The following is a 24,748-nucleotide window of genomic DNA, read 5'->3' as shown; positions in this document are numbered from 1 at the left end:
CGTCGTTCCTCAGGCGTAGCGCAGCGGCAGGCTGACGCAAACGCGGGTGCCGTGGGTGCAGGAGATGGTTAAGGTGCCGCCCAGCGCGCTGACGCGTTCGCGCATGCCGGTGAGGCCAAAGCCCTGCTGACCGGAGCCCGGCGGCAGGCCGCAGCCGTCGTCCTCCAGCACCAGCATCAGCCGCTGCTCCTGCTGCCAGCCCTGCAGCGTGACGGCGCTGGCGCTGGCGTGTTTGACAATATTATTCAGCCCCTCCTGACAAACGCGGAACAGGGTGACTCGCTGGTTTTCACTCAGCAGCGACTCATCAATACGCCACTCCAGATGGCTGACCATACCGCGATCCTCCAGCTCCATTTCGCGCATCAGCGAGCGAACCGCCTGCTCAAGCGTCAGATCGTCCAGCTGGCGCGGGCGCAGGCGGCCCAGCAGGCGGCGCACCGAATCATAGACGCCGAGCGAAAGCTGTTCAATCAGCTGCCCGCTCTGCCTGACGCTGGCGCTGTTCGGCGCCAGACGCTGGACGATTCCCGCCTGGGTGCGGATGGCGGTAATGGTCTGGCCGATATCATCGTGCAGCTCGCGGGCGACCTCGCGACGTACGCTCTCTTCGGTTTCCAGCAGGCGTTCCGCCAGCCGCTGGTTACGCACCAGCTCGTTTTGCAGCGACTGGTTCAGCTCGCGCAGCCGCTGAATGCCGGCGCCCAGCAACAGGCCCGTCAGGCTTTGCGCCAGCAGCGAAAGCAATAAATCCACCGGGTGTTCGTGCCAGGTCTGGCTGGCGATCAGCGCGATAGCGTTCATCAGGGTCGCGATCAGCGCGCCCTGCCAGCCGTAATGCCAGGCCAGAGCGATAATCGGCAGCGCCAGGCAGAAGGGCGTAAATCGTGAGAGCTCGGCGGGTAGCCCCAGCTGAAGCCAGAGGCTGACGCTGAACAGCAGCAGGTACCAGACAAGATGCCGCCCGCGCCAGTTCACCGGCTGCGAGACCAGCGATGGCCCCAGCGGCCGCCAGACGGTGCTGGTGAGATAGTGCCAAATCACCAGGCAAGTGGGAGCCAGCGTCAGGCCGCCGGTCAGGGTCAGCAGCAGCGCGTTCAGCCCCTCTTTACCCTCCAGCAGCCACGGCAGCGACTGAAGCAGCGCAGCGGCGATCAACGCGCCCCCCTGGCGCAGCAGGGTGAGCCAGTCGCGCTGCTGACGATAGCGCGAGATCAGCGCCACCGGCAGCAGGGTCAACAGACTTCCGGTCATCAATATTATCGGGTGCGCCAGCGCAACTTCCTGCGCCAGCCAGAGGATCAGCAGCCACTCCGCGCCCAGCAGAACCGGCCAGTAGCCGCGCGGGCACTGCAGCATCAGGCCAAGACGCAGCCCGAAGGGAAACAGCAGCACCGCAAGATCGGCACGCTCTACCAGGTGCAGGCTGATGCTCCACAGGCAAAACCACGCGGCGGAAAAGATAAAGCAACAGCCGATAACCGAGAGCAGCCGGGAGAGAAAGGCGTTCATTGCCAGCTATCGAACATGCGGCGCGCCAGCTCAACGTCGTTGCTGACGCCCAGCTTTTCCAGCAGATTGGCACGATGAACGTGCACGGTTTTTGGCGACAGGCCCAGCTCGGCGGCAATCTCCTTTACCGCCATCCCCTGCGCCAGCTTTTCCGCCACTTCGCGTTCGCGTTTGGTCAGCGGGTCCCGTCGTCCGGCCGCCAGCTTCATGGCGATATCCGGCGTCAGATAGCAGCCGCCGGCCGCCACGGTGCGGACGGCAGCGATCAGCTCATCCGGGCTGCAGCGCTTGGAGAGAAAACCGCGCGCGCCGGCGTTCAGCGCCTGCTCCACCAGCGCCGGACTGTCGTGCACCGACAGCATTACGATCGCCATTCCTTTCGGTAGCTGGCTTAACAGCTCAAGCCCGGAGATATCCGGCATCGAGATATCGCAGATGCAGACCTGCACGCCGCGGCCGGGCAGCCCCGCCAGCGCTTCGCGCCCGGAACCGAATTCTGCGACGACCTGAAAATCGGCTTCCAGCCCCAGCAGTTGGGCAAAGCCGGAGCGGACGATAAGATGATCGTCAATAAGGGCGATTGTGGTCATGGCGATTCCTGGGAGGATAAAAAACGCGCTTACCTTAACGGTATAAACGTCATCCTTCAAGCTGCCTCTGTCCCCCAGTCGCTTACCTGAGTAAGCGCCCGGGGATGCTCATACTTGCCGCCCTGATGCGGCTTGAGTGATTTTGTCTATCGCGCGCCGCGGTTCAAGCCGCGAGCGATTATTCGAAGAACACCGCAATTTTGCTGAACATGGAGGGATCGGACTGATTGCGTACCACTTTCTCAACGTCTTCCAGCTTTTCAATCTGACTAATCATCTGCCCGAGGCGCTGATCGTCGTTGACCAGTAGCCAGATGCGGCTCTGGTTGCTGTCCTGAATTGGCAGACAAAGAATGCCTTCCACGTTAAATGCGCGGCGGGCAAACAGGCCGCAAACGTGGGTCATCACGCCGGGATGGTTGCGCACGGTGAGCTGTAGAATAACGTTTTCATGAGTCGCTTGTTGCATGGCTTATTCCCCCACCATTTCAGTATTGGCCGCACCCGGCGGTACCATCGGATACACTTTTTCTTCAGCATCGATACGCACGTGGATCAGCGCCGGACCCGGGCGTTCGATAATCGCCTGCAGCGCCGCCTGCGGGTCAGCTTCGTTATTTAAATCACAGGTTTGCAGACCAAAACCGGCGGCAATCTGCATAAAGTTGACCATGCCAGGATAGGTTGCGGCGAATACGCCCTGCTTATAGAACAGGCTCTGCTGCTGATAAACCAGCCCCAGCGCTTCGTTATTCATCAGGATAATTTTCACGTCCAGCTGATTTTCCGCCGCGGTAGCCATTTCCTGAATGTTCATCATCAGGCTGCCGTCTCCGGAGAAGCAGATGACCTTGCGCTGCGGGTTAGCCAGCGCCGCGCCTACCGCGGCAGGCAGACCAAAGCCCATGGTGCCGAGGCCGCCGGAGGTCAGCCATTGGCGCGGACGGTTCAGCGGATACGCCTGCGCGACCCACATCTGGTGCTGGCCGACGTCGGTGGTCACGATTGCCTCATCGTCAACGCAGGCGGCAACGGCGTTAATCAGGCCATAGTGGGTAAGCGGGTCTTGCTCCTGCGGAATGGTGCAGGGGAACTCCCGCTGCAGATCGGCCACCAGCTGCAGCCATTCGCTGCGCGGCTGCGCCTCGACCTGCGGGATCAGCTGCGCCAGCACTTCGCCAACATCGCCCTGAATCGCCACGTGCGGCTGTTTGATTTTACCCAGCTCAGAGCGGTCGATATCAACGTGAATAATTTTCGCATTCGGGCAGAACTGCTCGGTTTTACCAATCGCCCGGTCATCAAAACGCGCCCCTAAAACAACCAATAAATCAGCCTCTTGCAAAATAAAATTGGTGCTGCGCGCGCCGTGCATCCCCAGCATGCCCAGCGACAGCGGATGCGCTTTCGGCAGCATCCCCAGCGCCATCAGGGTCTGGGTGGTCGGCAGGTTGGCTTTTTCCGCCAGTTGGCGAATGTGCTCAGGCGCGTTGATCACCCCACCGCCCAGATAGAGCACCGGACGCTGCGCGGCGTTAATCATCGCCGCCGCTTCACGCACGCTGGCGCTATCGAACATCGGAGCCGCCGTACGGGCGCCGGGTTCCGGCAGGGCATCGAGCTCAATGGTCGCGGCCTGAACATCCTTAGGAATATCTATCCACACCGGCCCTGGTCGCCCGGACTGCGCGATGCGAAACGCGTCGCTCATCACCTGCGGCAGTTCAGCGATGTTGCGTACCAGATAGTTATGTTTCGTGATGGGGATAGAGATACCGTAGGTGTCAACTTCCTGGAAGGCATCGGTGCCGATCATTGAAGCCGGAACCTGGCCGGTAATGCACACCAGCGGAATCGAATCCAGACGGGCATCGGCGATAGCGGTGATCAGGTTAGTGGCTCCCGGGCCGCTACAGGCCATACACACCGCCGGTTTGCCCTCGGTGCGCGCCATGCCCTGGGCGATAAATCCCGCGCCCTGCTCGTGACGCGCCAGAATATGGCGGATCTGAGTGCTTTGACTTAACGCATCGTAAATCGGAAGGATGGAGCCGCCCGGAATGCCGCTGACCGTAGTGATCCCCTGACGCTCCAGTAAATGAACGACTAACTGTGCGCCAGTGAAGCGCATTTTTTGTGATGTTGTGCCCGAACTTGCCATGCTCCAGTCCTTTTATTCTGGGCCGACTTACCGGGGGGCATGAAACGAAAAACCCCGCTCGGTTTGCGCCGGCGGGGTTTGGAATTCGTGTTGTTCCGGACCCTACGGCGCGTTGCCGACGACGACCACCACAGACACGACGACCACCGCGGCAGGCGCGGTTAGTAGTAGGGTCGAAGTCAGCGTGGTAGCGTTCATTAGGGACCTGTTGTCTCAAAAAAGGGAATGAATTTATACAAACACAGCTTTTGTCATTTCACAATGGATTTATTTTCAACCAGGAAAAACTGCGCGGAAGATCACATTAATTTGCGGCGGGATAAAAACAAAAAACCCCGCCGCGGCGAGGTTTTCTGCTCGGTGTTTTACGGTTGGTGGCCGCAAGCACACTGTATTACGTCAACGAAAAAAGTATACGCGATCGGGGAAGAAGGCGCAATTTTCACGACGGTTTTTGCTGATTTAGAGTATGGATCGCGTATGCAAATTTGTCCAAAAAATACTGTTCATACATACAGTATTCATTCTATACTGAGGGGGTACGCAGGGTGAATCTGGGGCCGCACTTTTACCGGCGCAAAAAAAGTCCTGGCTGAAACGGGTGGTGCCGTCAGCGCCTTAACCCCAGAAGAGCACACTGTGTTACGTCAACAAATACCCCGAATCATTTAGCCCGCAACCCACTGGTCGCGCCTGAATGATGACGGGTATACCCTGGCTGGCAACAGGCGGCGGAAAGGTACGCCAGCCGGTTGTGCTCCTGAACCAGAGGAGACGCGTATGGGCGGAGTGGATATCGTTGTTCTGATCCTGAAACTCATGGTTGCCGTGTTGCAACTACTTGATGCAGTCCTGAAACAGTTCCGCTGATTCAGGTTCAAGTCGCACCTGAGAGGGGCGGGAAACCGCCCCTCTACAGGCTAACCTGACGGAGAAAATTATGGCCCCCTTGTTGATTGCCGCCATCACCCCGGACGAACCCGGTTTTTCGGCACTACGCGCCGAAAGCCTGACGCAAAACCTGAATATGCTGGGCCGCCTGGCGGAGAACTGGCAGAGCGGGATAAACCGCTTTAACGCGCCGGGAGAAAAGCTGCTGGGCGCTTTTGCATTTGGGCAGCTGGTTGGGGTTTGCGGGCTCAATGTCGACCCTTTTAGCCAGCAGCCGCGAGCCGGCCGCATCCGCCATTTATATATCGGCGAGCGCCACCGTCGGCAGGGGATCGGGCATCAGCTGCTGGTCTCGGTTATTACCCACTCCGGCGCCAGCTTTGATTTTCTCAACACCCATGCGCCGTCAATGGCCTGGTCGTTTTATGAAAATCTGGGATTTCGCCCGGTCTATGATGAACCGCGGGTCACCCATCGCCTGTTTTGTTCGCTCTAGCTGTCTCTGGTTGCCAAAGCGCGCCCATGTTACAGTCCAGTGACGATTTATCCCCCAGCGCCAGGCTGCAATGACCATTACCGTATTCTGTATATTGCTGTTCGCCGCCCTGCTTCACGCAAGCTGGAACGCTATCGTTAAAGCCAGCGGCGATAAAATGTACGCGGCGATTGGCGTTAGCGGCTCTGCCTCGCTCATCGCCCTGGTTTTGCTCCCTTTTGCCCCCCAGCCGACGCTGGCCAGCGTGCCGTTTCTTGCTGTCTCCTGCGCGCTACAGGTGGTGTATACGGTGCTGGTGGCGAAAACCTATCAGGTCTCGGATATGAGCCAGACCTATCCGCTGATGCGCGGAACCGCGCCGCTGCTGGTGGCGATAATCAGCGTTATCTTCCTTGGCGACCACCTCTCTCCGCTGGCGTGGCTGGGCATCGGCGTCATCTGCCTGGCGATACTGGCAATGGCGTTTAACGGCCGATCCCGTTCAAGCACCGGTATCCTATTAGCGCTGATCAACGCCTGCTTTATTGCCGGTTATACGCTGGTAGACGGAACCGGGGTGCGGCTTTCAGAAACCGCACTGGGCTATACGCTATGGACCTTTTTTATGAATGGCTTCTGTCTGCTGGGCTGGGCGATGATTGCCCGACGCCCGCAGGCCAGCCGCTATCTGCGCCAGCACTGGAAGAAAGGCCTGGTCGGCGGCGTTGGCACTATGGGTTCTTATGGCCTGGCGCTGTGGGCAATGACCCAGGCGCCGCTGGCGGTGGTCGCCGCCCTGCGCGAAACCTCAATTCTTTTTGGCGCGGTTATCGCGTTTATCCTGTTGAAAGAAAAGATGGTTCCATTACGCATCGTGGCTGCCTGCAGTATTGCCGCCGGGGCGATTCTGCTGCGGCTGTCGTAAACCACACATGGCAACATTAGTTGCCGATTGTTGTTTACAAAACCTGCCTGAACATCCCCGGTAATCCCCCCTTACAGGGTTGTTCTGTCATTTTAATATGGTAGATTCCTCCATCGTTTTGCGGATGTGCCAGTCACATATTCTTTACCTTCAACTTTCTACAAAGTATTCATCGACATGAAACGGCATAAGAACTTCAATTTGTTGTTGATGCTGGTACTGCTGGTGGCCGTCGGCCAGATGGCGCAGACCATTTATATCCCGGCGATTGCCGATATGGCGGTATCGCTAAACGTGCGTGAAGGCGCGGTACAGAGCGTGATGGCCGCTTATCTGCTGACCTACGGCGTCTCGCAGCTTTTCTACGGCCCGCTCTCCGATCGCGTTGGCCGGCGTCCGGTGATCCTCGTTGGGATGTCTATTTTTATGCTGGCGACGCTGATTGCCATTACCACCCATAGTCTGCCGGTGTTGATCGCCGCCAGCGCACTGCAGGGAATGGGTACCGGCGTCGGCGGCGTGATGGCGCGTACCCTGCCGCGTGACCTGTATGAAGGCGCGCAGCTCAGGCACGCCAATAGCCTGCTGAATATGGGAATTCTGGTAAGCCCACTGCTGGCCCCGTTGATTGGCGGTATTCTTGATACCTTGTGGAACTGGCGGGCCTGCTTCGTATTCTTGCTGATTCTTTGCGCTGGCGTCACCTTCAGCATGGCGCGCTGGATGCCGGAAACCCGGCCCACCGGCGCACCGCGCACCCGTCTCATCACCAACTATAAAACGCTGTTCGGTACCGGCGCGTTCAACTGCTATCTGCTGATGCTGATCGGCGGGCTCGCGGGCATTGCCGTATTCGAAGCCTGTTCCGGGGTGCTGATGGGGGCGGTGCTGGGACTGAGCAGTATGTCGGTCAGCATTCTGTTTATTCTGCCGATTCCGGCGGCGTTCTTTGGCGCCTGGTTTGCCGGGCGGCCAAACAAACGCTTCCCGACGCTGATGTGGCAGTCGGTGATTTGCTGCCTGCTGGCGGGCGTGCTGATGTGGATACCGGGCCTGCTGGGCGTGATGACCGTCTGGACCCTGCTGGTTCCTGCTGCGCTGTTCTTCTTTGGCGCAGGAATGCTGTTTCCGCTGGCAACCAGCGGCGCGATGGAACCTTTCCCGTTCCTTGCCGGCACCGCCGGGGCGTTAGTGGGCGGATTACAAAACATCGGTTCCGGCGTGCTGGCGTGGCTGTCGGCGATGATGCCGCAAACCGGCCAGGGCAGCCTCGGCCTGCTGATGATGCTGATGGGATTGCTGATTCTGCTGTGCTGGCTGCCGCTGGCATCGCGGTTTCATCAACATCAGCAGCCGGTTTAAGGCTTCTTTGCGGGTTCCCCGGGTCGCGGCGCGGCGCGTCTTACCCGGGCGACAAAATGACGGACGCCGGTAAACCCGTAGCCCGGCGAAGCGCAGCGCAAGCCAGGAAGCGGTGGCGAATTATCAGCCCCGGCATATTTCCCGGAGGCGATGCTGCGCATCTGTCCGGGCTACCGGCCCCCAGACGCCGGTAAACCCGTAGCCCGGTCATACACAGCGCCACCGGGATGAAACTAAGCCGGTCATCATAATTGCGCCTGGCTCTGCAGCCAGTGGATAAAAGCATCGATTTTCGGCCACTGACGGCCCGGCAGGGTCGTCACGTAGTAGTGCTGATGGCATTTCAGGGTCATCTCGCCGAACGGCGCGATCAGTTCTCCGCTCTCCAGGCGCTTTTGCACCAGCCGCTTACGCCCCATCGCCACGCCGACGTGATTCATCGCGGCAATCACCGCTAAATCCGAACGATCGAAGCCAATACCCGACGATTGCGGCAACTCGATGCCGAATGTCTGCGCCCAACTGAACCACTCATCGGTGCCGGAATCGTTACTCCAGGCCTGACGATCGTGCAACAGCGTACAGTGGCGAAGATTGCCGGGATTCTGCGGTAGCTGATGCTGGCGCGCGTAGTTCGCCGTGCAGACCGGCACGATGGCCTCATCCATCAGAAAATGGTGGCTCAACTGCGATGAAGGCGCATCATCGAAGTAGATCGCCAGATCGATGCCCGCACGCTGCATATTAACGTTATCGTTGCCGGTCAGCACGGTGAGCGATATCGACGGATAGCGGCGGGTAAAATCGCCGAGCGCAGGCACCAGCCAGCACTGGGCGATGGACGGGCGCGAATAAACCGTTAAGGTTCCCGACAGCTCCTGGTTTTTAATATCCAGAATCTCCTGGTTTAAGCTATCCAGCGAGGACTTCAGCGCCCAGTACACCCGCTTACCTTCATGCGTCAGCTCTACCTTGCGATGCGAGCGCACAAACAGCTGGATCCCCAGCTCTTCTTCCAGCTGGTTGATACGGTGGCTCACCGCGCTCGGCGTCAGCGACAGCTCCTCCGCCGCCAGCGCAAACGACTCATGCCGGGCGGCGACTTCAAAGGTATACAGCTTCGATAGCTGCCAGCCGTTAAGCAGGCGAGTGCCTAACTCTTTTAGCGTCTCCATCTCTTACTCCTTCACTATTCCCCGCCGAGTGTAAGAAATTTTTCGCGCCAGCTGCGCGTTAAAGATGAATAAAAGTGATTCATAGCACACATAACAGACAATTTTAGAGCAAAATCACCTTTTTGATTCAATCTGGTTCATCTGAAGGGCCGTTTATATCGTTTGTCAGCAGGCGCCGTTTTTCTGTTCAATAGCGATAGATTATTCACAGGCGAGGTGGGGTATGGAATCTCAGATCTGGGTTGTGAGCACGCTGCTGATCAGCATCGTGTTGATTGTGTTAACTATCGTCAAACTGAAGTTTCACCCGTTTCTGGCGCTGCTGCTGGCCAGCTTTTTCGTCGGCGCCATGATGGGCATGAGCCCGCTGGATATGGTTAACGCCATCGAGAGCGGGATTGGCGGCACGCTGGGCTTCCTGGCGGCGGTAATTGGGCTGGGGACGATTCTCGGCAAAATGATGGAGGTCTCCGGCGCGGCTGAGCGTATCGGCCTGACGCTTCAGCGCTGCCGCTGGCTGTCCGCTGACGTCATTATGGTGCTGGTGGGCCTGATTTGCGGGATCACGCTGTTCGTTGAAGTAGGCGTGGTGCTGCTGATCCCGCTGGCGTTTTCCATTGCCAAAAAGACCAACACGTCGCTGCTCAAGCTGGCCATCCCGCTGTGTACGGCGCTGATGGCGGTACACTGCGTGGTGCCGCCGCATCCGGCGGCGCTGTTTGTCGCGAATAAGCTGGGCGCGGATATCGGGACGGTGATCGTATACGGTCTGCTGGTGGGCCTGCTGGCTTCGCTGGTCGGTGGCCCGCTGTTCCTGCGGCTGCTCGGCAACCGCCTGCCGTTTAAAGCGGTTCCGGCTGAATTTGCCAATCTCGAAGTGCGCAAAGAAGAGACCCTGCCTTCGCTTGGCGCCACCCTGTTTACCGTCCTGCTGCCGATCGGCCTGATGCTGGTAAAAACCATCGCCGAACTGAATATGACCAAAGGCGGCACGCTATATATGCTGCTGGAGTTTATCGGTAACCCCATCACCGCCATGTTTATCGCGGTCTTTGTGGCCTATTACGTGCTGGGCATCCGTCAGAATATGGGCATGAGCACCCTGCTGACGCATACGGAAAACTGCTTCGGCTCTATCGCCAATATCCTGCTGATTATCGGCGCAGGCGGGGCCTTCAACGCCATCCTGAAGACCAGCGGTCTGGCCGATACGCTGGCGGTAATTCTGTCGAACCTCGATATGCACCCGATTCTGCTGGCCTGGCTGGTGGCGCTGATTCTGCATGCCGCAGTCGGTTCCGCCACCGTGGCAATGATGGGCGCAACCGCCATCGTCGCACCGATGCTGCCGCTCTATCCAGGCGTGAGCCCGGAAATCATCGCTATCGCCATCGGCTCCGGCGCGATTGGCTGCACTATCGTGACGGACTCCCTGTTCTGGCTGGTTAAGCAGTACTGCGGGGCAAGCCTTAACGAAACGTTCAAATACTATACCACAGCGACCTTTATCGCTTCGCTGCTTGCACTGGCCGGTACATTCCTGCTTTCTTTCATCATCTGAGCGCAAAGAGACGTAATATGAAAAACGCTGACATGACCAATTTACTCGCGCAGTTTCCTCTGCTGGAGGAACTGATAGCCCTGAAAGAAACCACCTGGTTTAACCCGTCAACGACGTCGCTGGCGGAAGGGTTACCCTACGTTGGCCTGACGACAGAAGACGTTCAGGACGCCCACGCCCGGCTCGATCGTTTTGCGCCATACCTGGCGGAAGCCTTTCCGGAAACCGCAGCCACTGGCGGTATTATCGAATCAGAACTGGTAGCCATCCCGGCAATGAAGGCCCGGCTGGAAAAAACCTTTCATCAACCGATTGGCGGCGATCTGCTGCTGAAAAAAGACAGTCACCTGCCGATTTCCGGCTCGATTAAGGCCCGCGGCGGCATTTATGAAGTGCTGACGCATGCGGAAAAACTGGCGATCGACGCGGGATTATTAAACACAACCGATGATTATCGTAAGCTGCTAACCCCCGAGTTCAGGGCCTTCTTCAGCCAGTACAGCATCGCCGTTGGCTCCACCGGCAACCTGGGAATGTCGATTGGCATTATGAGCGCACGCATCGGCTTCAAGGTGACGGTACATATGTCCGCCGACGCCAGAGCGTGGAAAAAGGCCAAACTGCGCAGCCACGGCGTAACGGTGGTGGAGTACGAAGAGGATTACGGCGTGGCGGTTGAGCAGGGACGGCAAGCCGCCGAGTCCGACCCGAACTGCTTCTTTATCGATGACGAGAACTCGCGCACCCTGTTCCTCGGCTACTCCGTGGCCGGCGAGCGGCTAAAAGCGCAGTTTGCGCGCGAAGGGCGCGTAGTGGACGCCAGTCATCCTCTGTTTGTTTACCTGCCGTGCGGCGTTGGCGGCGGCCCCGGCGGCGTGGCGTTTGGCCTGAAGCTGGCGTTTGGCGATAGCGTACACTGCTTCTTCGCCGAACCGACCCACTCCCCGTGCATGTTGCTGGGTGTCTATACCGGTCTGCATGACCAGATTTCGGTTCAGGATCTGGGGATTGATAATCTGACCGCCGCAGACGGCCTGGCGGTAGGCCGCGCCTCCGGTTTCGTGGGTCGGGCAATGGAGCGCCTGCTGGATGGGTTCTACTCTCTCGATGACCAGACCATGTACGATATGCTGGGTTGGTTAGCCGAAGAAGAAGGTATTCGCCTGGAGCCATCCGCTCTGGCCGGCATGGCCGGGCCGCAGCGGGTCTGCGCCAGCCAGGCGTATCAGCAGATGCACGGTTTCACCGCTGAGCAGATGCGCAATGCGACCCATCTGGTGTGGGCAACCGGCGGCGGCATGGTGCCGGAAGAGGAGATGGCGCATTATCTGGCAAAAGGACGGTAAACCTGCAGCCAGGGCAATACGAAGGCGACGAAGGCTCTTTCGTCGCCATTTTTTTAGCGCAGCAGATGCATAAGCTCAACCGGCGAACGGTGCTGATTGAGTAGATCGCGCAGAACGCGCATATAGGGAGCGCTCCAGCTATAAAACTGCCGGTATCCCTCACAAAGGGCATTGGAGCCATCCTCCAGACGCAGCTGCGGGCAGCCCCCACCGCATAATCTTAGCCAGGCGCAGCCAGCGCAGGCCGGCCCCGGCGGATTATTAGCATACTGCACCGACTCGCCGCGCCAGGCGCGCAGCGTGGCCTCAAACAGCGGCACGACGATACGATTAGCATCTTCTTTGACCCAAATCGCGAATACCGCGCAAAGAAAATCCCCCCACAGACGGGCGTCGACGGGCTGCAGATGGGGAATAAACTTGATAGCCACTGCCCCCTGGGCGCTCAACTGATGGTAGACGAGCTCGGGGCGTTCACACTCCTGACGATGAATGATCACTTCATGCACGGGAATATCGCTCGCCAGAGACTGGCAGTTGCCGCAGTGCCGATCGTCACCGTAGTCAGCCTGACATCCTGTCATGTCACATCCTTAATAAACAAAATCACCTGTCGTATATGGGTTACAGCAAACAACAATGACAGGGAAAGTACTGCGAATGCGATCAAAAATTTGTCACGAACCGCCTGCGGCTGAGCAAAATCGCTTTGCTCGACGTTCATCAGATTACGGCTGCGGGTATAGCGCCAGAGGATAATGGCAACGAACGGCAATATGCCCAGCGAGATCCAGAATGGAAGCCCCGCCTGATGCCAGTGGTGCTTAATCGCCAGCGCCAGCAGCGCGCCATAGCCCAGCAGGGTTCGAAACCAGGCCAGCGACGTGCGCTCCGGCTGCAGCCCCGGATCGCTCTCACGACGCGCCCGACGATTATCCGGCATAGAGCACCAGCGCCATCACCACCACGATAACGATGGTCAACAGAATGCTGATCAGCAGCAACGTGCGGGTATAGGGCAAATCCTGCTTAAGGCGCATCGCTTTTTCGTTGCTCAGCCAGCGTAAATAGCCGTATATCGCCAGACCGCCGGCAAACAGGCACAGCAGCAGAGCGAGGATTTCGCGAATCAGCGGCGTGGCGAAATCCGGCGCCAGCTGGTCGAGGCCAACGCCACCGGCCAGAAAGCCGAGAGAAGTGCGGATCCACGCCAGAAAGGTACGTTCATTGGCCAGCGAGAAGCGGTAATCCGGTGCTTCGCCAAGGCGGGATATTTTCATCATAACTCCTTGATGGGTTCCCGATTGCGTAAAATACCGGCGATTCTACCTGAGAGCCAAAGCCGAAGGCATTAATAATCGCCCCATTTCAGAGAAAGTTCAGGCCTGACAGCCGCTTAAAGTCGGGCTATCAGGCCGATGATGGGCGGCCATATCGTGCAAGTTATGGCCCAGCGGGTCCGCGTTTCTACCGGGCAATACCTGACGAGCGCTCTTTTCCCGCGCGTTGAACTCGTCAAAACTTCTGTTTTTTCTCCTCCACCTTCACGCCCCGCGTCGGCAGTCCAGTGTCATAGTCGCGCACGACCGGCGAGTAGCCGTCCTGCGGGCGCGGGCGGAAAGCGCCCATCCAGCGCGGCAGGGCATCCGGCCGCCACGGACGCAAGCTCCATTGATAAGTACGGAACGGGTCGCGGGTTTTATCCATATAGTTAAGCAGCGCATCGTGCATTTGACAGCGAACGTCGGCGAAATCGGGGCGATTAATAAGATTATACAGCTCATCCGGGTCGTTTTTCCTGTCGTACAGTTCATCGCTGGTAAACAGGTTAAGCACCAGTTTGTACTCATCCGTCACCCAGCAGCGCACCGGGATAAACCCGCCAAAGCTGTCATGTTCAATCTCATAGCGATTGAATTCCACCATCACCCCGCGCGACGTATCGGCGTTAAGAATATTATCCCCCGGCAGAATATCGGGCTTAGGGATACCCGCCAGCGCCATCATCGTCGGTAGCAGGTCGATATGGCTGACCGGCGCGTCGATCTGCATGGGTACGCCCTGCGGCGGGCGCATGATCAGCGGAATACGAGTGATATCGTCATACATCGCCGCGCCTTTGCTAATGAGCCTATGGGCGCCCATCATCTCGCCGTGATCGGAAGTATAAATAACCCAGGTATTGTCCCGCTGCTGCGGCGTTAAGGCGTTAATCACCCGACCAATCTGATCGTCGACAAAGTCGTTGCAGGCAAAGTAGAGCGGATGATGATAGCGCCCATCTTCACCTACCGGGGAGGGCATCGCCTGCGACCACAGGCGATGGTGTTCCGGTTTATCGGCGAGCGAGTCATGAGCCTTTGGCCCAAGATCATAATAAAAGTCCTGGTACTTGCGCAGATACTCTACCGGGCAGGTAAACGGATGGTGCGGCTCATCGTAGGAAACCACCATCAGGAACGGCTCGTCAGCTCGGGCGGGCTGGCGCAGGAAGTCGACCGCCCGGTTGCTGATGCGGTGCGCCCAGGTGAAGGTTTCATCTATCCCATGCTGCAGTAAATCTTCTACGCTGTTCAGGCCGTTACGCCACAGGCCGATCTCTTCCTCAGTCAGCTCTGCGAGGTAATTCGCGCCGTCAAACCAGTAGTCAGCGTCCCACTCGGGCGGGCACTCGCCGGCACCAAAGTAGTCGTGACCATCCAGATGCCACTTGCCGATATAGCAGGTACGGTAACCCGCATCCTTAAAGTAGCGCCCCATGGTGGAGATGTTTTTCCCCGGCGCGACGTTATTGGTCCACGGGCCGGACTGGTTGGCATAAATTCCGGTAAACAGTCCGGCACGTGCCGGGGTGCATACCGGCGAGCAGGTATAGGCGGAATTGAAGCGGATACCTTCGGCGGCCAGACAATCAATATTTTGGGTATTCAGCGGCTTACCGCTGTAACAACCCACCATATTGGTAGCCTGGGTATCGGTCATAATAAACAGGAAATTGGGGCGACTCATGATTTTTCCTTAACATCGATAGCATAGGAAGCTGGAGCGGAGCGGCGTTCCCGCCAGCTGCTGTAAATCAGATAGATAATGACCGCTGCGGTAATGGCGTAGCTCACCGCCGCCAGCCAGCGAGTGCCGTAGCCGCCAAACTCGGCGAGGCCCGCGTAAACGCCGATCATCGCGAACAGAATGCCCACCGAGGCAATTTTCACGTGCCGGTACGGCTGCATATCAACGGCAAACGCATCATGGAATGTAAACGGCGTCGCCCGCGGCTTAATGAAGCCGATAACCAGCATCACCACCACGTTGATGCAGAACGTGCAGGCGAGCACGTAGAGGAAATGGAAATCAAATTTCACCAGGTAATTAATCGTGATGTAGCTAACAATCCCCAGCCCCATCGCTACTTTGGCGGCGATCGCCGGGATACGCGGAAAGAAGAAGCCCATAATGATGATGGTTACCAGCGGCACGTTATAAATACCGTTGAGCTGCTTCATCCAGCTATACAGCCCCTGCGGCGCATTAGCGATCCACGGCGCGACAATCACCGAGATCACCGCAATAAAAAGGCCAAATTTCCGCCCAATGCGCACCAGCTGCTCCGGCTGGGCGTTTTCATTGATGATGCGCCGGTAAATTCCCATGCTGAACAGGGTACTGGCGCTGTTTAAAAAGCCGTTAAAGGTACTGATAACGGCGCCAAACAGAACGGCGCCAAAAAAACCGACCAGCGGAAGCGGCATGACCTTGTTGACCAACGTCGGATAGGCCATATCCGCGCTCGGCAGATCCTGGTAGAGATGAAAGGCAATTAAACCGGGAAGCACCAGAATCAACGGATCGAGCATCTTGAGAACCGCCGTCAGCAGCGCCCCTTTCTGCCCCTCTGCCAGGCTTTTTGACGCCAGGGTACGCTGCACTATCCCCTGATTAGTACACCAGTAGAAGGTGTTCACCAGAATCAGGCCGGTAAACGCCGCGCCAATCGGTAGGGGGTCGCTGCTGCCGCCAATGGAGTTCAGCTTCTCCGCGTGTACCGTCGTCAGCTGCTCGATACCCTGTAAAAAACTCCCCTTCCCCATCGCCATCAGGCCAAAAATCGGTACCATCAGGCCGCCAATCACCAGGCCGATTCCGTTAATGGAATCAGCGATTGCCATCGCGCGCATGCCGCCGATTACCGCGTATAAAATCCCGGCCAGACCGAGCAAAATCACCAGTAACCAGATGGCGGCGCCCTGGGTCAGGCCCAGCGATTCACCAATATGAAAAAGGCTATTCAATGCCAGCGCGCCGGAGTAAAGCACGATGGGTAAAAAGCAGATACCGGTGGCGATAAGAAAGCAGAAGTCGATAATAATGCGGGTCGTTTTATCGTACCGCTCTTCCAGAAAGTCCGGGATGGTGGCGATACCGCGCTGCAGATAGCGGGGAAGAAAGATCAGCGCCAGGAAAATCAGCGTCACCGCCGATGTCACCTCCCAGCCCATAACCGACATGCCGCTTTTGTAAGCCTGGCCCGATAATCCCACCAGCTGTTCGGTCGATAAGTTGGTTAACATCAGCGAGGCGGCGATGACCGGCGCTTTCAGCGAACGGCCGGCAAGGAAATAGCCCTGCTGCGAGCCGGTATCCGCTTTTCTTACCTTAAACCAGGTAATGATAGCCACCAGCAATGTAAACCCGACAAAGCTCAAAATTTGTATGGCATTCATCTTAAAGCCCTTATTTGTCATTATATCCCGGCGCTATCCGGTACAGAGGAATAGCGTTTTATCCAGGTAAGGCGATGATTTATATAAAACGAGATGCAATGTATCCCTGCAAGGCTATTTCTTGCTAAATTCACCTCATCAGGTTGCAGGCATCATTGGCCGATGGGAAATTAAAATGAATGGAAAAATACAGATTTCGCATGTAAAAAACGAAACTACGTATAACATTCCGTTAGTTCTGGAAGAAAATGTGATCTCAAGCGGGATTTCACTGCTCTCGCTATGGCATACCCTGGCCGATGAAAGCTACCGGGTCAGCTGGCCGCGCGATAAAAAGAAACCGCTTATCGCCAACTCGTGGGTGGCGATATATACGCTCCAGGGATGTGGTAAAATATATCTCAGAGACCACACTGAAATAACCTTAAACGGTAACTGCGTCATATTCTTAAAACCCATCGAGATCAAATCCTATCACTGCGCCGGATTGGTCTGGGAACAATACTGGATGGAATTTATTCCTACTACGCTGATGCCTGTTCCGGTATTACAAATCGGCACTATTTATCACGCCGATATTTTTAATAAGGAACTCAATGAAGTGGCCTTATTGATTGCTGACCGCGATCCGCTAAAGAATAATCTGGCCGTCGCCTACCTCACGAAAATCATTTATCAATGGATTTGCCTGATCGCCGAAAATGGCAAAAAAGATCGTCAACTGCAAAAGCTGGAAAAACTGATTGCCGCTCTACACGCTAATCCGCAAAAGCGCTGGAGCGTAGCCGATATGGCTGATGCTATGCAGTGCAGCGAACCCTGGCTGCGGCGCCTCTTTTTGCGTTATACCGGCAAAACGCCAAAGGAGTATTACCTTAACGCCCAGCTTGAGCTGGCGCAGTCGCTATTAAAGCAGGAGGGGAATACGGTGGGTAAGGTGGCGGAGATGCTGAACTTCTTCGACTCCTTTCATTTTAGCAAGGCGTTTAAACGCCGCTTCGGCTATGCGCCCTCAGCGGTACTAAAAATGAATGACCGGCACCCTATGGATGCCGGTCAGCAGGATTAATGCAGTTCCGGCCAGTACTCTTTATTGGCCGCGATCAGGTCATCAAGAATCGCTTTGGCGACCGATGCGCTCGGCACGGTTTTCGACAGCGCAATCGCCTGCCATAGCTTATGGTAAGAGCGCTGTTCCCAGGCATCCACCACCAGTTTTTCCACCGCGACCTGCTGGCTCATCATCCCTTTCTGGAAGTGCGGAATATCGCCAACCGTCAGCGGTTCCGGTCCGTTGTGGCCAACCAGGCACGGAATTTCCACCATCGCATCGGCATCGAAGTTATGAATCGCGCCGTTGTTCGGCACAATCAGCAGCATGCGTTCCTGGGTATTAAAAGCAATTGCCGCCGCCAGATCGACGATATAGGAAGCATGTTCGTCAATTTCCAGATCCCCCGCGGATGAGTTACCGGCCTCAATAATGGCCCGGCAGGCGCTAAAGACGTTTTTCTCGCGATGATCCATCACCTCATTGGCGCGGGTACGTTCCGGGTTAGAGTGCGCCACGACGTAGTCCGGGAACAAATAATACTTGAGGTAAGTATTGGGCATCGTATCCGGATCCAGCGCCTGCACGTCCTTCGCCTTGGTGAAGGTATCGTTCCAGCTGGCCTCGGTATGCGGGTCGTTTGACGGCGGCACATAGCCGAATTTCGCCACATGTTCGCGCAGTTTCGGCATCAGATCGTTGCCCTGTAAATCTTCAATCGAGGTCCACCAGCCGAAGTGATTCAGACCGTAGTAGCGCACGCGCATCTGTTTGCGGTCCTTAAGACCCACGATTTGCGCCATCCGTCCTTCGATACCGATCGGCATATCGCAGATGTTGAGAATTTTAGCGTTCGGACGCAGGCGACGGGTCGCTTCCGCCACAATTGCCGCCGGGTTGGAGTAGTTCAGCATCCAGGCGTTTGGCGAATATTTTTCCATATAGTCCACCAGTTCCAGAACGCCGCCGATGGAGCGCATACCGTAGGCGATACCGCCAGGGCCGCAGGTTTCCTGCCCCAGCACACCGTGACGCAGCGGAATTTTTTCATCTTTTTCACGCATCGGATATTTGCCCACGCGGATATGCGCCATCACGAAATCAACGTCGGTAAAGGCCGCCTGCGGGTCAGTGGTGTAGCTGAACGCGATATCCGGCGCCTGCTCTTTGAGAATGACTTTGCACGCCTCGGCGATGGTCTCCTGACGCGCGCCGTCGTTGTCGTAAAATTTCAGCGACCGCAGCGGGAAGCGATCCTGGTTCGCTAACAGCATCAGCACGATGCCCGGGGTGAAGGTACTGCCGCCGCCTGCGATAACAACTGAGAATTTTTTCATGATACTGCCTCCGTCATGGTGGTTTGTTCGGTCTGTAGAGAATCTTTTATCAGGGTTTCCAGCTGGTCGCGGACCTGAGGAACGTGCAGGCCGACGATGACCTGAATTGCGTTGCCGCGGCGGACTACGCCATGGGCGCCCAGCGCTTTAAAGACGTCGTCGCTTTGGGTCTTCGCCATATCGACCAGCGCAATGCGCAGCCGGGTGGCGCAGTTATTGATGCTCTCGATGTTGCCCGCTCCGCCCAGCGCCTGCAGGAAGCCGGCGGCCTGGCCCAGTTTGGTATCTGTAGCCCCCGCAACGCTGGTTTTGCCGCGCGCGGCCTGGTAATCCGCTTTGCTGTAGAGCTTAATTTCACTCTCTTCACGGCCCGGCGTTTTCAGGTTCAGGCGCAGAATCAGAGTGCGGAAGATAACGAAGTAGATCGCGGTGAAGCATGCGCCAACGCCTATCTGGATAAACATCATCGACGCGTGGTTGTGGAACATCGGGATCCAGTTTTGCGGCAGGAACTGGTCGAGCAGGCCGCCGCCAAAGTTGCCTACCACGCCGCAGATATACATCACCGTCGCCATAGTGGCCGCCAGCACCGCATGGACGGCAAACAGCAGCGGCGAGATAAACAGGAAGGTGAACTCTAACGGCTCGGTTATTCCCACCAGTACGGCGGTCAAGGTGGCAGGAATCAGCAGACCGGCGACTTTCACGCGGTTTTCCGGTGCTGCGGTGTAGTAGAGCGCCAGCGCGATCCCCACGGAACCAAAGACCTTCGAGTTACCGTGCAGCGCGAATCCGCCTTCCGGGAACAGAGTTTTCAGCGCCTCGGTACTCTGGCTGAATTCATGTAAATGCTGCGCCCAGTAAACCTGAATACCGCTTTCCACTACCGCCGGGCCGAAAATAAACGGTCCGTAGACGAAGTGGTGTAAACCGGTCGGGATCAGGATACGTTCAAGGAAGATATAGACCCAGACGCCCAGCGCCCCGGCCGAGCGTAAAAAGGCCTGCAGGGATTCGATACCCATCTGCACTTTTGGCCATCCCAACAGCGTCAGCCAGGCGCAGGGAATCATCGCCAGGAAGGCGACAATCACCACAAACGAGGAGCCCTGGAAAATCCCCAGAAACACCGGCAGCGGTTTATCGAAGTAGCGGTTATGCAGGGCGGTCACCAGCCCGGAGATAACGATCGCGCCAATAATGCTGGTATCGAGCGTTTTTATCCCGGCCATCATCGTCAGGCCGCTGCCTGCCGTTGGTTCAACGGAGAAGTCGACGCCGAAGAAGTGGCCCCAGGTCATCCCCATGGCGTTGATGAAATAGTTCCAGGTCATGAAGCTAACCAGTACCGCCAGACAAGCCCGGCCCTGAGCTTGTTTCGCCAGGCCGATCGGCAAACCGACGGCAAAAATCAGCGGCATATTACGAAAGACGGTCCAGCCGCCCTCTTCAATGATGTAAACGATCTGAGCAAACAAACTATCGGGTGCTGTGAGCGCTTCGCCGACGAACATCGGGTTACGCAACATAATGGCGATACCCACCACGATCCCGGCGAAAGGAAAGAGTAAAACCGGGGTAAACATGGCGCCGCCAAAGCGTTGTATTTGACTGAGCATTTGAAAATCCTCATGTAACAACTTATAGGGTGAGTGGCCTTATTGATACCCGGCATGCTCCACGAACAATGGTGAATAATTCAGGGTAACTATTGGTACTGGCCTGGGACGAGAATAGAAATTTGCCCGAGCGGCAACATGCGGAGCCGTTGCGATTCGTGATCGCTTTCATGGTTTTAATTACATCAATGTTGTCTACTTTCTTATAAAAAATTAGACATGATGAATTATGGCGTTTACATCAGCCTGATTAATATTTTCTCTTCCTGATTATTAATTTGTTTTTTATAGATAATTTTTTACCTGACATAAATGGTGACAACATTAATAGAGGTCTACTGGTGATCTACAAATCTATCGCCGACAGATTACGTTTACGGCTTAATTCTTCCGATTTCGAGGTCGGCAGCCCACTTCCCGGGGAAAAAAAGCTGGCGGAAGAGTTCGGCGTTGCGCGCATGACCATCCGCAAAGCCATCGATCTGCTGGTCAGTTGGGGACTGGTGGTGCGTCGGCACGGCTCCGGCACCTATGTCGCCCGCAAAGACCTGCATCATGAAACCAGCAATCTAACCGGACTGGCCGAAGTGCTGCGCAAGCAGGGCAAAGAGGTGGTCAGCCGGGTATTGGTTTTTGAGGTGATGCCCGCGCCCCCGGCTATCGCCAGCCTGCTGCGGATACAAATTGATGAACGGATCTACTTCTCGCGCCGGGTACGCTATGTCGATGGCAAGCCGCTAATGCTGGAGGATAGCTATATGCCGGTAAAGTTGTTTCGCAATCTGTCGCTGGTGCACCTGGAGGGATCGAAGTTCGATTACATTGAGAAGGAGTGCGGAATAACCATTAGCGGTAACTATGAAACGCTGTCGCCGGTGCTGGCGGACAGGCAGCTGGCGCAGTCGATGAACGTGCCGGAACAGACGCCGCTGCTGCGTATAACCTCCCTTTCCTACAGCGACAGCGGCGAATTTCTTAACTACTCGGTGATGTTCCGTAACGCCAGCGAATATCAGGTGGACTACCATCTGCGGCGCGTCCAGACGGAGCACCCGTTAGCCTATCCCCCAGAACAGCACCGCCAGTAGCTGCGGGGTAATAATACGTAAGAACATAACCAGCGGATAAACGGTCGCGTAGGAGAGCGCCGCCGCGCCGCTGGTGGCATGCAGGTTATTGGCAAACGCCAGCGCCGGAGGGTCGGTCATTGAGCCGGCCAGCATCCCGCACAGGGTCAGGTAGTTCATCTTCGCCAGGATGCGCGCCAGAATACCCACCGTCAGCAGCGGTATCGCGGTGATAAAGATGCCGTAGACAATCCAGCTCATCCCGTCGCCTTCAATCAGCGTTGCGACAAAATCGCCGCCCGATTTCAGGCCAACCACCGCGAGGAACAGCACAATGCCCAGTTCGCGCAGCGCAAGGTTGGCGCTGGGCGGCATAAACCAGTACAGCTTACCGATGCTGCCGATACGTCCGAGGATCAGGGCCATAATCAGCGGCCCGCCTGCCAGACCCAGCTTCAGCGCCGCCGGGAATCCCGGAATAAACAGCGGAATGGAGCCCAGCAGCACGCCCAGGCCGATGCCGATAAATACCGGCAGCATCTGCACCTGCTGCAGTTTTTGCTGGGCGTTGCCCAGCTCGGCGGCTACCGCATCAATCGCCTCCGGGCGGCCGACGAGGTTAAGAATATCGCCGAACTGCAGGCTGGCATGGCTGCTGGCGACCAGTTCAACCCCGGCGCGATTGAGCCGCGAGATCACCACATCATAGCGCTGCTTAAAGTGCAGATCGCGAATGCGTTTACCCAATACTTTTTCGTTGGTCACCACCACGCGCTCGACTTTCAGATCGGTACCGCGAGTGGAGAGCGAAGTGGAAACTTCCTTGCCAATCACCAGCTGAGCGTTGTGCAAATCCTCCGGTCGCCCGACCAGGTGCAGCAGGTCCCCAAGCTGAATCAGGGTATTCGGCGCGGGCACCATCAGCATCTCCTCGCGCTTGAGACGCGAGCAGATCAGCTTGTCGCTGTTAAGCATCGGCACATCCTGAATCGCCATATTGTTCAGGTTGGGGTTTTCAACCCGCACGTTGATGGTCTGGAGATGCGCATGGCCATTGCCGCTGTTTTCATCAAATTGCTGAGCCTCTTTCTCAACGTTGATGCGGAAGAACAGCCGGACCAGCCACATGGTCAGCAAAATGCCGCAAATACCGAATGGATAGGCCATGGCGTAGCTCATACCCATCTGATCGACGGTATCAAGCGGCACGCCAAGGTCGCGCAGGATCTGCTGCCCGGCCCCCAGCGCAGGCGTGTTGGTTACCGCACCGGAAAAGATCCCGAGCACCACGGGGAGAGGGATATCAAACAGTTTATGCAGGACCGCGGTAACCAGACCGCCGAGAATCACAATCAGAATGGCGAACAGGTTAAGCCGCAGGCCAGAGACGCGCAGCGAAGCGAAGAAGCCCGGCCCCACCTGGATCCCGATGGTGTACACGAAGAGGATCAGGCCGAATTCCTGAATAAAGTGCAGCATGGGGCTACTGAGCGTAATGCCCGCCTGGTCTACAAAGTGGCCGACGATAATACCGCCAAACAGCACGCCTCCGATACCGAAGCCGACACCGCGCACTTTTACATTGCCGATCCACAATCCGACTACCGCCACCAGCGCCAATACGCTAACGGTCAATGCTATATCACTCATCGTCTCTTCCCTGTGTATAACATTACGCACAATGAGGATTATGACCGGTAGTCACCAGGCTGTATGCCGCCTGGCGCACAATAATCACGGGATCAGCCAACGACCACTTTGTTGAACACAACAAGAAAGGACAAAGTAATGTGTATCACGCACAAAAAAGCCCCGAAAATCGGGGCCTTATAAGTGATTCGCTTAATTAGCTCTGTAACGCAGGGCGCTCGCTGATGGCGATGCGCTGCGGGGCGATCTGTTCCGGCTCGTTGCGGGTCAAATCGATATGCAGCAGGCCGTTAGTAAAGGTTGCCCCGGAGACTTCCATATTTTCGGCGAGCGTGAAGCTCAGGCTAAATGCCTGGTTAACCAGCCCCTGGTGCAGCCATTTGGTCTCTTTTTCCGGCTGCTGCGGCGCGCCTTTTACCGTCAGGCGCGTGCCTTCAAGCTGGATATCCAAATCTTCCTGACGGAAACCGGCCAGCGCAAGGGTAATGCGATAGTGGTTATCGTCACTTTTTTCAATGTTATAAGGCGGGAAGCTCTGGCTTTCACCGGCGGTTTGCAGCGCGTTGGCCAGTTTGTCAAAACCGATCCATTGACGCAGAAGCGGGGATAAATCGTAGTTACGCATAGTCTTTCTCCTTCTAAGAAGCGAGTGGATGTTTGCAAATCCTGCGGATTCGCCTTTGCCCCCTGACGGCGGGCACTGTTTTCAGCAATACCGGGCCGCCTTCGCGGCCCATCAAATTAGTTGATTTCGATACGGCGCGGTTTATTCGCTTCAGGAATAACGCGCTCAAGGTCGATATACAGCAGACCGTTTACCAGGTTGGCGCCGCGAATATGAATATTTTCTGCGAGCTGGAATTTACGCTCAAAGTTGCGCTCAGCGATGCCCTGATACAGGTAGGTACGCTCTTTCTGCTCGCCGGCATGGGCGCCTTTTACAATAAGCAGATTATCCTGGGCGGTAATTTCCAGTTCGCTCTCGGCAAAACCGGCAACGGCAATCGCGATGCGGTAGTTGTTCTCGTCTACTAACTCAACGTTGTACGGAGGGTAGCCGCCATTGCTCTGGCTTTGATTATTTTCTAACAGATTGAAAAGGCGGTCGAAACCAATAGCAGAACGATACAGCGGGGAGAGATCGAAATTACGCATAATACATAGCTCCTGAAATCAGCGAGAATTATCTGACCTTCCATCATGGACAGGCCGTTATTACCCGGAATACCCATTCGGCGTATTCTCAGGCAGACACATTCCTAAAATGGGTATATCCATGGTCTTTTCAAGGGGAAAAAGGCAAAA

At 56.6% G+C, this 24,748-nt stretch carries 24 protein-coding genes and 1 other annotated feature; of the genes, 8 read left to right on the top strand and 16 right to left on the bottom strand.

From position 1 onward, the window contains the following. Positions 1 to 9: 9 nt before the first annotated feature. From uhpB to ivbL, 5 genes are all read right to left on the bottom strand, one after another. Positions 10 to 1,491: a signal transduction histidine-protein kinase/phosphatase UhpB gene (gene uhpB / locus ABLV12_RS11925; protein ID WP_160887321.1), complete on the bottom strand. Its 1,482-nt coding sequence runs from the start codon at positions 1,489 to 1,491 to the stop codon at positions 10 to 12. Positions 1,492 to 1,508: 17 nt separating this feature from the next. Continuing rightward, entirely contained in the window at positions 1,509 to 2,102 is a 594-nt protein-coding gene (gene uhpA, locus ABLV12_RS11920; RefSeq protein ID WP_004107112.1) for a transcriptional regulator UhpA, read from the bottom strand. Between the two features lie 178 nt (positions 2,103 to 2,280). Beyond that, the gene (gene ilvN / locus ABLV12_RS11915; RefSeq protein ID WP_004107116.1) at positions 2,281 to 2,571 is read right to left on the bottom strand and encodes an acetolactate synthase small subunit; all 291 of its coding nucleotides are present in this window, start codon (positions 2,569 to 2,571) and stop codon (positions 2,281 to 2,283) included. Between the two features lie 3 nt (positions 2,572 to 2,574). Further along, on the bottom strand, positions 2,575 to 4,263 hold the full coding sequence (ilvB, locus tag ABLV12_RS11910) for an acetolactate synthase large subunit (protein WP_064398817.1): 1,689 nt from the start codon (positions 4,261 to 4,263) through the stop codon (positions 2,575 to 2,577). A gap of 102 nt (positions 4,264 to 4,365) precedes the next feature. Next, a complete protein-coding gene (gene ivbL, locus ABLV12_RS11905; protein WP_004107123.1) occupies positions 4,366 to 4,461 on the bottom strand; it encodes an ilvB operon leader peptide IvbL in 96 nt (31 codons plus the stop codon). A 582-nt stretch (positions 4,462 to 5,043) separates the two neighbouring features. On the opposite strand from ivbL, the gene tisB reads away from it, so the two are divergent. From tisB to emrD, 4 genes are all read left to right on the top strand, one after another. Further along, positions 5,044 to 5,133 carry a type I toxin-antitoxin system toxin TisB gene (gene tisB, locus ABLV12_RS11900; RefSeq protein WP_004107126.1) on the top strand — a complete coding sequence of 30 codons (90 nt, stop codon included), beginning with the start codon at positions 5,044 to 5,046 and terminating at the stop codon, positions 5,131 to 5,133. A 70-nt stretch (positions 5,134 to 5,203) separates the two neighbouring features. Continuing rightward, the gene (locus tag ABLV12_RS11895; protein WP_134883427.1) at positions 5,204 to 5,650 is read left to right on the top strand and encodes a GNAT family N-acetyltransferase; all 447 of its coding nucleotides are present in this window, start codon (positions 5,204 to 5,206) and stop codon (positions 5,648 to 5,650) included. 70 nt (positions 5,651 to 5,720) lie between these two features. Continuing rightward, a complete protein-coding gene (locus ABLV12_RS11890; RefSeq protein ID WP_160887305.1) occupies positions 5,721 to 6,554 on the top strand; it encodes a DMT family transporter in 834 nt (277 codons plus the stop codon). Positions 6,555 to 6,731: 177 nt separating this feature from the next. Further along, positions 6,732 to 7,916 carry a multidrug efflux MFS transporter EmrD gene (gene emrD, locus ABLV12_RS11885; protein WP_004107131.1) on the top strand — a complete coding sequence of 395 codons (1,185 nt, stop codon included), beginning with the start codon at positions 6,732 to 6,734 and terminating at the stop codon, positions 7,914 to 7,916. A 245-nt stretch (positions 7,917 to 8,161) separates the two neighbouring features. Here the strand turns inward: emrD and dsdC are convergent, their stop codons facing one another. After that, positions 8,162 to 9,091, bottom strand: a complete 930-nt coding sequence (gene dsdC, locus ABLV12_RS11880) for a DNA-binding transcriptional regulator DsdC (RefSeq protein WP_004107132.1) — start codon at positions 9,089 to 9,091, stop codon at positions 8,162 to 8,164. A gap of 223 nt (positions 9,092 to 9,314) precedes the next feature. On the opposite strand from dsdC, the gene dsdX reads away from it, so the two are divergent. Both dsdX and dsdA read left to right on the top strand, forming a co-directional pair. Beyond that, a complete protein-coding gene (dsdX, locus tag ABLV12_RS11875) occupies positions 9,315 to 10,652 on the top strand; it encodes a D-serine transporter DsdX (RefSeq protein WP_004116631.1) in 1,338 nt (445 codons plus the stop codon). 17 nt (positions 10,653 to 10,669) lie between these two features. Then, complete coding sequence (gene dsdA, locus ABLV12_RS11870; RefSeq protein ID WP_049102156.1) at positions 10,670 to 11,998, top strand: D-serine ammonia-lyase; 1,329 nt, start codon at positions 10,670 to 10,672, stop codon at positions 11,996 to 11,998. Between the two features lie 53 nt (positions 11,999 to 12,051). On the opposite strand, the gene ABLV12_RS11865 is transcribed toward dsdA, so the two are convergent. The 5 genes from ABLV12_RS11865 to ABLV12_RS11845 all read right to left on the bottom strand — a co-directional run bounded on the left by ABLV12_RS11865 (position 12,052) and on the right by ABLV12_RS11845 (position 16,719). Continuing rightward, entirely contained in the window at positions 12,052 to 12,582 is a 531-nt protein-coding gene (locus ABLV12_RS11865; RefSeq protein WP_004116638.1) for a radical SAM protein, read from the bottom strand. Next, positions 12,579 to 12,941: a DUF202 domain-containing protein gene (locus ABLV12_RS11860; RefSeq protein ID WP_004107142.1), complete on the bottom strand. Its 363-nt coding sequence runs from the start codon at positions 12,939 to 12,941 to the stop codon at positions 12,579 to 12,581. Before ABLV12_RS11860 ends, ABLV12_RS11865 begins: the two co-directional genes overlap by 4 nt. Further along, positions 12,931 to 13,278, bottom strand: a complete 348-nt coding sequence (locus ABLV12_RS11855) for a DUF202 domain-containing protein (RefSeq protein ID WP_004107145.1) — start codon at positions 13,276 to 13,278, stop codon at positions 12,931 to 12,933. Before ABLV12_RS11855 ends, ABLV12_RS11860 begins: the two co-directional genes overlap by 11 nt. 235 nt (positions 13,279 to 13,513) lie before the next feature. After that, entirely contained in the window at positions 13,514 to 15,007 is a 1,494-nt protein-coding gene (locus tag ABLV12_RS11850) for a sulfatase-like hydrolase/transferase (protein WP_064398816.1), read from the bottom strand. Further along, positions 15,004 to 16,719, bottom strand: a complete 1,716-nt coding sequence (locus ABLV12_RS11845) for a solute:sodium symporter family transporter (protein WP_004107149.1) — start codon at positions 16,717 to 16,719, stop codon at positions 15,004 to 15,006. The genes ABLV12_RS11850 and ABLV12_RS11845 overlap by 4 nt, the downstream gene beginning before the upstream one ends. Before the next feature lie 175 nt (positions 16,720 to 16,894). On the opposite strand from ABLV12_RS11845, the gene ABLV12_RS11840 reads away from it, so the two are divergent. Continuing rightward, positions 16,895 to 17,788: a helix-turn-helix transcriptional regulator gene (locus ABLV12_RS11840; protein WP_064398814.1), complete on the top strand. Its 894-nt coding sequence runs from the start codon at positions 16,895 to 16,897 to the stop codon at positions 17,786 to 17,788. On the opposite strand, the gene ABLV12_RS11835 is transcribed toward ABLV12_RS11840, so the two are convergent. Together ABLV12_RS11835 and ABLV12_RS11830 are read right to left on the bottom strand one after the other, a co-directional pair. Continuing rightward, the gene (locus ABLV12_RS11835) at positions 17,785 to 19,107 is read right to left on the bottom strand and encodes a 6-phospho-alpha-glucosidase (RefSeq protein WP_201505901.1); all 1,323 of its coding nucleotides are present in this window, start codon (positions 19,105 to 19,107) and stop codon (positions 17,785 to 17,787) included. The genes ABLV12_RS11840 and ABLV12_RS11835 overlap by 4 nt on opposite strands. Then, the gene (locus tag ABLV12_RS11830) at positions 19,104 to 20,726 is read right to left on the bottom strand and encodes an alpha-glucoside-specific PTS transporter subunit IIBC (protein ID WP_004107161.1); all 1,623 of its coding nucleotides are present in this window, start codon (positions 20,724 to 20,726) and stop codon (positions 19,104 to 19,106) included. The genes ABLV12_RS11835 and ABLV12_RS11830 overlap by 4 nt, the downstream gene beginning before the upstream one ends. A 341-nt stretch (positions 20,727 to 21,067) precedes the next feature. Here ABLV12_RS11830 and ABLV12_RS11825 point away from each other — a divergent pair, with 341 nt between their 5' ends. Further along, positions 21,068 to 21,814, top strand: a complete 747-nt coding sequence (locus ABLV12_RS11825) for a GntR family transcriptional regulator (protein ID WP_004107162.1) — start codon at positions 21,068 to 21,070, stop codon at positions 21,812 to 21,814. Here ABLV12_RS11825 and ABLV12_RS11820 read toward each other — a convergent pair. The 3 genes from ABLV12_RS11820 to ibpA form a co-directional block, all read right to left on the bottom strand. After that, positions 21,782 to 23,443, bottom strand: coding sequence for a putative transporter (locus ABLV12_RS11820; protein WP_004107165.1), 1,662 nt, complete (start codon positions 23,441 to 23,443; stop codon positions 21,782 to 21,784). The two genes, ABLV12_RS11825 and ABLV12_RS11820, sit on opposite strands and share 33 nt — an antisense overlap. Before the next feature lie 196 nt (positions 23,444 to 23,639). Continuing rightward, on the bottom strand, positions 23,640 to 24,068 hold the full coding sequence (gene ibpB / locus ABLV12_RS11815; protein WP_004107167.1) for a small heat shock chaperone IbpB: 429 nt from the start codon (positions 24,066 to 24,068) through the stop codon (positions 23,640 to 23,642). Positions 24,069 to 24,184: 116 nt separating this feature from the next. Next, positions 24,185 to 24,598, bottom strand: coding sequence for a small heat shock chaperone IbpA (ibpA, locus tag ABLV12_RS11810; RefSeq protein WP_004107169.1), 414 nt, complete (start codon positions 24,596 to 24,598; stop codon positions 24,185 to 24,187). After that, positions 24,592 to 24,666, bottom strand: a sequence feature (ROSE (Repression Of Heat Shock gene Expression) occurs in the 5'-region of heat shock genes and acts as an RNA thermometer to modulate expression.). (Overlaps the previous gene by 7 nt.) Between the last annotated feature and the right edge of the window lie 82 nt (positions 24,667 to 24,748).

This window comes from Klebsiella sp. CN_Kp100 (assembly GCF_040065315.1).
GTDB lineage: Bacteria > Pseudomonadota > Gammaproteobacteria > Enterobacterales > Enterobacteriaceae > Klebsiella > Klebsiella oxytoca.
This window is presented reverse-complemented; position numbering and strand designations above follow the sequence as displayed.